This window comes from Candidatus Palauibacter soopunensis, from assembly GCF_947581735.1.
Lineage (GTDB): Bacteria > Gemmatimonadota > Gemmatimonadetes > Palauibacterales > Palauibacteraceae > Palauibacter > Palauibacter soopunensis.
In genome coordinates this window covers 1-7,173 of record NZ_CANPVT010000023.1, presented here as the reverse complement: position 1 = coordinate 7,173, position 7,173 = coordinate 1, and the positions used below count along the sequence as shown (strand labels likewise).

Genomic DNA, 7,173 nt, shown 5'->3' with positions numbered 1-7,173 from the left:
GGATCTCCGCGAGGTCGCGGTAGGAGACCGCGCCGTGGACGCCGATGTCGGTCAGGGCCCCGGCGCAGCGTTCGGGGAAGGGGATGGACCCGCGCTCGCGGTCCGCGGCGTATTCTCGGCGGTGGCCTTTCCGCATCGGAGAGCGATTGCGGCTGGGTGGCGCGGCCGGGCGCGGATCCGGTTCGACCGTGCGGCCGAACATCTCCCTCCCTCTCATCGGTCGTTCAGCGGCTCGGCCCGGCGCCGCGCGCCGGGGTGGGGATCTGCGGCACGTGAACGACGATCCTCTGCGGTCCCTGCGCGGGCGTGCGGACCGCCGCCACGGCGACGGGATCGCGCGCGGCCACGCGCTCGCGGTGCCGGTCGAGCACGAAGTCGGAGATCTTCTGCGCGTCCGCGGCCGCGCGCCGGATCTCGCGCGGGTCCTCCTCAAGCGCCTGGATCCAGCCCTCGACGTAGGCCGCGCCCCGCGCCGGGTCGTGGCCGACGCCCACGCGCTCGCCGGTCATCATCGCGCTGATCTCGGCCCGCAGCTCCTCGCGGGCGTACTCGGGCGAGCCGAACCCGTTGTTGATCCCCTCGATGAGGGTGTCGCGCTTCATCCGGCTCTCGTGGCCGGTGCTGTGGCCCAGCTCGTGGAGCGCGGTCTGGTAGTAGTGGTTCGCCGACGGGAACTGCCCGCGCTCGGGCAGCACGATCTCGTCGCGCTTCATGTGGTAGTAGGCGCGGTCGCCCTGGACGTGGCGGACCGGGACGCCGACGTCCTCCATGACCCGCTCGGCCTGCTGGTGCACCTTCCAGAGCGGCTCGGGCGTCGGGTTCGAGCGCTCGGGCAGCCCGTCGGCCTGCTCGGCGTTGAACACCGTGTACTGGCGCACGAACGGCGCCTTGAGCTTCTCGTAGCGGTAGACCTTCTTGCCCTCGGCGTCCCTCCTCGGCCGACCCTGCTCGTCGGTCACGGCGATCCGCTTCTTGTCCTGGAAGGAGAGGATGCGGGTGCCGCGCTCGCCCTTCCTGACCTGCCCGCCCCGGGTCTGGATCTGGCGGTAGGTGCCCCAGCGCACGTCGCCGTAGCCCATCTCCTGCTGCACGGAGGCGAGGTGCAGGCTGTTCCCGCCCCGGTAGGAGCGGTCGGTGTCCACGTTCATGGGCATCACGCGCTCGCCCGGCGCCCACGGCTTCTGCCACGGCGCGGTGCCCTGCCTGATCTGCTCGATGATCGCGTCGGCGAACTTGCGGTGGTATTCGTCGTGGTTCATGCGTCCACCTCCTCGCCGGCGGCGCCGTGCGGGTCGTCCCAGGCGGCGGCGATCTCGTCCTCGTCGCCTACGTCCTCGGGGAAGAGGCCGTACTGCTCGGCCAGGAAGGCGTCGACTTCGAGCGTGTCGCCGCTGTCGCGGGCGAGTTCGCGGTCGAAGTCCTCGAACGTCTTGACTCGGATGGTCCGGTCGTCGCACTTCATGCGTTCACCTCCTTCGGTGGTTGGGTGGTCCATGTCGGTTCCGTGATCCAGCGGCCGGTGGCCGCGTCGTAGCCGCGCACTTCGAGCGCCTCTTCGACGAATCGGCGTCCGTCTCGGCGGGTCACGTGCAGCACGAGCGCGATTCCGTCCACGACGCCCCGGCAGGTGACCTCCCAGGGCAGCGCATCTCCCGCCTGCATCGCGCAGCTCGCGAGACGCGAGAGCGCGGAGCGGGCGTTGTTGGCGTGGATGGTGGTGAGCGATCCGCCGTGGCCGGTGTTGAGGGCCTGGAGCAGGTCGGCGGCCTCGCCGCCCCGGACCTCGCCGACGACGATGTGGTCGGGCCGGTGGCGGAGCGCGTGGCGCACCAGGTCGCGGATCGAGACGGGCGTCTCCGAGAGCGTGGCTCCCGCCTCGAACCGGAGGCAGTTCGCCCGGTCGATCCTGAGTTCGAGGGTGTCCTCGATGGCGACGATCCGCTCGTCTTCGGGCAGCAGTTCGATCAGCGCGTTCAGGAGCGTCGTCTTCCCGGACCCCGTGCCGCCCGAGACGAGCACGTTGCGGCGGGCGAGCAGGGTCCGGCGGGCGGCTTCGAGGGCTTGCTCCGGCAGCGAGCCCATGCGGACGAGATCCTCGGCCGTGAACGCCCGGCCCCCGAACCGGCGGATGGTGATCGCGACCTCGGGCGCGGCGGGCGGCGTGCAGATCGCGACCCGCGATCCGTCCTCCAGCCGAGCGTCCAGGATGGGCCGGGCCGCGGGATCGAGTCCGAGCGGCCGGGCGATGTGGATGGCCGCGCGGTGGAGCCACGCGGCGGTGAGTCCGGGCGCCTCGTGGGGCTCCAGCCTACCGGCCCGCTCGACCCAGACGTTGCCGGGTCCGTTGATCATGATCTCGGAGACCTCCGGGTCCCCAAGCAGGGATTCCAAACCCGGCAGGAACGGGGCGAGATGGTCCACGCCGCTGGCGCGCTTCATATCCGCCCCTCCTCGCGCTGCCGCCAGTAGCCCTGGGTCCTGGGCAGGTAGTGGGGCTTGAGGTAGACGCGCCGGGCCGGGAGGGACTTCACCCCGTCGTACGGGAGACAGATCGCCTGGTAGTTGGCGAGCAGGCCGAACTGGCGGGGGGTGAACACCGGCTCCCTCTGTTGCCGGAACGACTTGCTCGCGCCGAGCTGGCCGTCGCCGCCCCCGGCCCGTCCAGACAGGAGCGAGAACTCGGGCTTGTTCGAGGTCTCGGTGAACGTGTAGGACGCCTGCGTCTTCTTGACATCGCCGCACATGTCGGACGCGATCTTGGCCGAGGCGTCGTCGGACAGCGACAGGAAGATCCGGGTGCGGAGCGTCTGGACGAGCGTGCGCCACGCCTCGCCCGAGGGGAGCACGGAGCGGAGCGACGAGATCGACTGCGTGGCGACGATGGGGATGCACCGGCATTGGCGCGTTAGGGCAAACGCCTTCTCGTCGCCCGACGGGTCGTCCTGTCCGACGGTGGCGAAAGCCTGGTACTCATCGCAGATGAACACGGCGGGCCGCATGTAGCGGTCGGGCCGGAGCGCGGCTGCGGCCGGACGCCGGAGCAGCGCCTGCATCCAGGCGTTCTTGAGGAACACGCCGATGGCTCGGGCCAGCGCCGGGTTCGCGCCGGCGGGCATGTTGAGCGCCAGCACCTTGCCGCCCTCGATCAACTCGGCGAGCGGCGGCAGCCTGCGCCGGAGCCCCGGCATGGGCTGCACGTCCGGGACCTCCTCGTCGTCCCCGCCGTCCGTCCGTGCGGCCGGGGGATCGTCAGGCGGCGGCGGACAAAACACGGCCGCCACGTCCGGCTGGTCGAAGAGCGAGAGGAACACAGAGATGCCTTCGACGATCGAGGTGCGGAGCTTGGCGTCGAGCTTCATCCAGTCATTGCGATACCACCGCTCGACGGCTTCCACCTGCTCGGCGTACTCGCGTCCCACCCCGCTTCCCACCGGCTCCGTGGCGTACTCGACCTTCAGCTCCGCGAGAAGCGCCGCGCGTTCCGGATCGAGGGAACACGCCACCGTGTCGCTGCCGGCCGCCATGTCCCAATCCCAAGCACCGAGCGTCTTCTTGTGCTTGGTGAGAACCTTCGCGGCGGTGACAACCCGCATGGGGCACCGCCGAAGGGCCTCCGCCTTCGCCTCCCCGATCTTGTTCGAGAAGAGCTTCGCGTCGACCGTGCAGCGGTAGATGTCGCGAAGCGTGACCCAGCCGCCGGGCAGGAGCCGGTGGAGTTCAACGATCCAGCGAACGAGGTTCGTGTACGCCTGCTGCCAGAACGGTTCTCGTGACTTGCCGAAGAGCTGGTTGATGAGCGATGCGACGCTGTACGCCATCGAGTAGGAGTCGAGCAGCGGATCGTCGAGCGGGTTCCACTGCCAAGCCCCCCCGAGCCCGATTTCGAGGTAGTCGTCCTCCCGCCCGGCCTCGCTCAGGATGCTCCGGACCTGGTGACAGAAGTCTCCCTTGACTTCGAGCACGAGCGCGCCCGCCCTGCGCTTGGGGTCGTCCGCCCGCCAGTGGAGCAGCTGCCGCGCGAACGGGTACATGCAGGCCGTGGTCTTGCCGGTGCCGACGGCCCCGACGACGAGGACGCCCGTGTAGAGCCCCTTCTCGGGGACGACGAGCCAGGAGGGGTTGTCGCTCTCCCGGGCAACGGTGGGGTGGTGCAGTTCGCCGACGACGAGTGACGGCGCGTCGTCCCTGGGCGAGTTGGGCCAGGCGGGCAGCCTGCCCCGGTTCCGGCGCATGGCGAGCGGCTCCAGCCAGACCCGCGAGACCGAGCGCATCACGCTGCCGGCCAGGACAACGGCCGCGGCGGGCGCGACGTAATACCACGCGCGGATCGCCGCATGGATGCCCGGATCGTTGTGGGCGATCAGGTCCAGAAACGGGTTGCCGCCGATGGGCGGAAACGGCGCGAGGAGCGCGCGCACGGCTGCCACCGTCAGCGCCGCCCCGATGAGGACCAGGGTCCACGGCTTCATCGGCCGGACACCCTTCCCGGAGGGATCTCTGGCACTGGAGCGACCCGTCGAGGCGGGGGGGCGAGTTGTGAAAACACACTCGGCCCTACGCCGCACCGAGCCCTCGGCGAGGCGGGTCGCTCCAGCCACGGCCCCCGTGGCCCGTCCGGCGTCGGGCCGGCGGGCCGCGGGGCCGCAAGACGCCACCGCGCAAGCGGATGGACGGAAGGCCGCATGTGAATCGCCGGGGGCCGGATTCGTGAAACGACCCCCCGCGTCGTTTTCACGCCGCGGTTCGGCATAGGACGCGCTCCGGTCACCGGTAGCGGACCCTTGCGAGGCGCTCGGTGCGCCATGCGGCCCCGCGGTCGATCGATCCGCGCCCGCCCCGGCGCCGCGCCTGCTCCTCCAGCGCGACGCTGCGCTTCAGGGCGGCCTGGAGGCCGCCGAACTCCTCAAGGATGTGGACCGCGCCCTTGAGGATCGCCCGCTCGATCCGGGCGAGTTCCTCGGCCGCACCAATTTCGGACTCGCCGGGACCACCGGGCTCGGACCATCCACGCGTCACCCGCCGCGCCCGTTCGAGCTCCCGTGCAGTGCGCGCCACGGCCACGACCTCGACCGAGCGGCCAAGTCCTCGGAGCGCGCGCCAGAGCCCGCGGTGCGCGCTGCCCCACGAGCGGAGCGCTGTCGAGGTGTCGTGGCCGGGGTCTGCGTAGACGAACAGGGCGCGTGCGGAGTCGAGCGCGACCGGCAGCTTCACGGGGAAGTAGCGCCGGGTGGTACGGGCGGCTCCCCGGTACACGCGCACGGGCAGGAGCGAGCGCTCGAGGCCGAGCGCCTCGAACGCGGACACCTTCTCCTGTTCCGTGGGGAGCCAGGGCAGGTCGGTGTGCTCGATCACGTAGTCGAGCGAGAGCAGGCGGCGCAGAAGCACTTCGGTCGAAGCGCCGCGGCGGTGGCGGATGTGCTCGGCTCCGAGCGCCCGGTACACGGGACGGGCGAAGATCCGGCCAACCCGGCCCATGCCGGCGACGCCGGGCTCCGTCTCCTCGCTCGCGACGCGCTCGGCGATCAGCCCGTGGACGCCGCGCCGGACCTGTTCCGGATGCGCGTCCATGAACCGCGCCCACTGCGCGCGGGTGAACACGCCGCTGTGCAGGCAGACCAGCGCGATCCACTCGGCCTTCCTGCCCGTCCACCCGAACGCCTCCAGCGCCTTCTCGCGTCCCTTCAGGTGCGCGATCATCGCCCGTCTCCCGTCACGAGCGCCCGGTCGGCCCGCATGTAGGTGACTAGGAGCCCCATCGGGTTGTGAACGACGAGTTCGTTCGGGATCGAGTCGAGGAACTCGAACCGGAGCGTGAGCGACCAGCGCTCGCGGCGCAGCTCCTGTTCGCCCCTCAGGTGCACGAGGTCGAAGTCCGCCGTCGCGCCGTGCGGCGGCTCGGGCGCGGGGTGGATGCGGAGCACGACCTGCTCGACTTCGGTTTCGGTGTCGGCGGTACCCGCCGCCACGCTCGCGACCTCCGCGCCGTCCCGCTGGAACGCGGCGTTCGCCAAGTCCGTGCTCAGGAACCGGAGGCTCCGCGTCCATTGCTCCTGCGCGGTCGCCCGGCGGCGAGAGTGGAAGTCGTGGACGAACCGGTTCAGGAAGTATTTCGTGGTCGGATCGAGCGGATCGGCCTGAGCGGTCGCGGCTTCGTAGGCCAGCGCCTCGGCGCGGCCCACCTCGTCCACACGGACGACGATGGGCTTGGGCGGCTCCGCGCCCGCGATCCGAAGCAGCACGAATACCCCAAGGACGATGCTTGCCGAGAGGAAGATCAGGATCGTCCGGAGCTTCCGGTTCGCCTGCACGGCCTCGCCCCAGATCTCGGCGTACTCGCGGCCCGCGTCTCCATCTCCGTTCATTCGCGCTCTTCTCATTCCTGGCATCTCCAAGGATCTCAGACGGGCTTGACGGGGGCGGCGGCCTTGCCGGCTCCCTGCATGACGAGCGCGACGAACCCGGACCCGGCGGAGCCGGAACCGGAGACGAGCATCGAGGCGAGTTCGCCGACCTTGAGCCCGGCCATGAGGCCGGAGACGACGAGCGGCATGAGGACGACGGCCCAGAGCCAGAGCTCGAACGGGTCCGCCGTGCCGGTGCCCATCAGGGCATCGGCGTAGGTCGTGATGTAGCCCATGCCGACGCCCATGAAGACCCTGAGCACCGCACCGGCCACGACGCCGTAGAGCGTGTAGACCATCATGGTCCGGAACCATCCCCAGAACAGGAACGAGAGCGGCTCGAAGAGCAGGAACGCGATGAACACCGGACCGAGCAGGATCGCGATGGCGATGGCGACCTGCGCCCAGATCACCTGCGCGTAGGTGACGCAGAACAGCGCCAGCAGGCAGACCACGAGCGAGGCGCCCATCACGAGCGTGACGAGCGAGGAGAAGATCACGGTCGTGCCCGCCGTCACGATCGAGAGCAGGTTGCCCGTGGACCACGCCGCGCCCAGGTGCGCGCTGTACGCCTGCACCAGCGTGGCCATCTCGGTGTAGCCCGCCGACACCACGTCGGAGAGGAACAGGTTCTGGAGCCAGATCCCGCCTCCGGCCACCATGGCCGGGAACGTGAGCCCGACGCCCGGGATTGGGACGACGTAGTAGTGGAGCAGCGTGCGGGGGATCGCGATCCCGATCACGAGCTTGACGATCTCCCAGGGCTGGAACG

Annotated in this window: 7 protein-coding genes; all 7 read right to left on the bottom strand. The window is 70.5% G+C overall.

Features of this window, described 5'->3' with window-relative positions:
* Window positions 1-224: 224 nt before the first annotated feature.
* Window positions 225-1,259, bottom strand: a complete 1,035-nt coding sequence (locus RN901_RS07175; protein ID WP_310757428.1) for a zincin-like metallopeptidase domain-containing protein — start codon at window positions 1,257-1,259, stop codon at window positions 225-227.
* Window positions 1,256-1,462 carry a hypothetical protein gene (locus RN901_RS07170; protein WP_310757204.1) on the bottom strand — a complete coding sequence of 69 codons (207 nt, stop codon included), beginning with the start codon at window positions 1,460-1,462 and terminating at the stop codon, window positions 1,256-1,258. The genes RN901_RS07175 and RN901_RS07170 overlap by 4 nt, the downstream gene beginning before the upstream one ends.
* A complete protein-coding gene (locus RN901_RS07165; RefSeq protein WP_310757426.1) occupies window positions 1,459-2,439 on the bottom strand; it encodes an ATPase, T2SS/T4P/T4SS family in 981 nt (326 codons plus the stop codon). The genes RN901_RS07170 and RN901_RS07165 overlap by 4 nt, the downstream gene beginning before the upstream one ends.
* Window positions 2,436-4,469, bottom strand: coding sequence for a type IV secretion system DNA-binding domain-containing protein (locus tag RN901_RS07160; RefSeq protein WP_310757424.1), 2,034 nt, complete (start codon window positions 4,467-4,469; stop codon window positions 2,436-2,438). The genes RN901_RS07165 and RN901_RS07160 overlap by 4 nt, the downstream gene beginning before the upstream one ends.
* A 295-nt stretch (window positions 4,470-4,764) precedes the next feature.
* Window positions 4,765-5,697, bottom strand: coding sequence for a hypothetical protein (locus tag RN901_RS07155; RefSeq protein ID WP_310757421.1), 933 nt, complete (start codon window positions 5,695-5,697; stop codon window positions 4,765-4,767).
* On the bottom strand, window positions 5,694-6,377 hold the full coding sequence (locus RN901_RS07150; protein WP_310757419.1) for a VirB8/TrbF family protein: 684 nt from the start codon (window positions 6,375-6,377) through the stop codon (window positions 5,694-5,696). The genes RN901_RS07155 and RN901_RS07150 overlap by 4 nt, the downstream gene beginning before the upstream one ends.
* Window positions 6,378-6,397: 20 nt before the next feature.
* The coding region (locus tag RN901_RS07145) for a type IV secretion system protein (protein ID WP_310757417.1) at window positions 6,398-7,173 on the bottom strand (776 nt) is incomplete at its 5' end.

Bases quoted from the DNA above. Each gene is read 5' to 3' on its own strand.
- RN901_RS07150 (WP_310757419.1), bottom strand. From the start codon at position 6,377: ATGAGAAGAGCGCGAATGAACGGAGATGGAGACGCGGGCCGCGAGTAC.
- RN901_RS07170 (WP_310757204.1), bottom strand. From the start codon at position 1,462: ATGAAGTGCGACGACCGGACCATCCGAGTCAAGACGTTCGAGGACTTC.
- RN901_RS07160 (WP_310757424.1), bottom strand. From the start codon at position 4,469: ATGAAGCCGTGGACCCTGGTCCTCATCGGGGCGGCGCTGACGGTGGCA.
- RN901_RS07175 (WP_310757428.1), bottom strand. From the start codon at position 1,259: ATGAACCACGACGAATACCACCGCAAGTTCGCCGACGCGATCATCGAG.
- RN901_RS07165 (WP_310757426.1), bottom strand. From the start codon at position 2,439: ATGAAGCGCGCCAGCGGCGTGGACCATCTCGCCCCGTTCCTGCCGGGT.
- RN901_RS07155 (WP_310757421.1), bottom strand. From the start codon at position 5,697: ATGATCGCGCACCTGAAGGGACGCGAGAAGGCGCTGGAGGCGTTCGGG.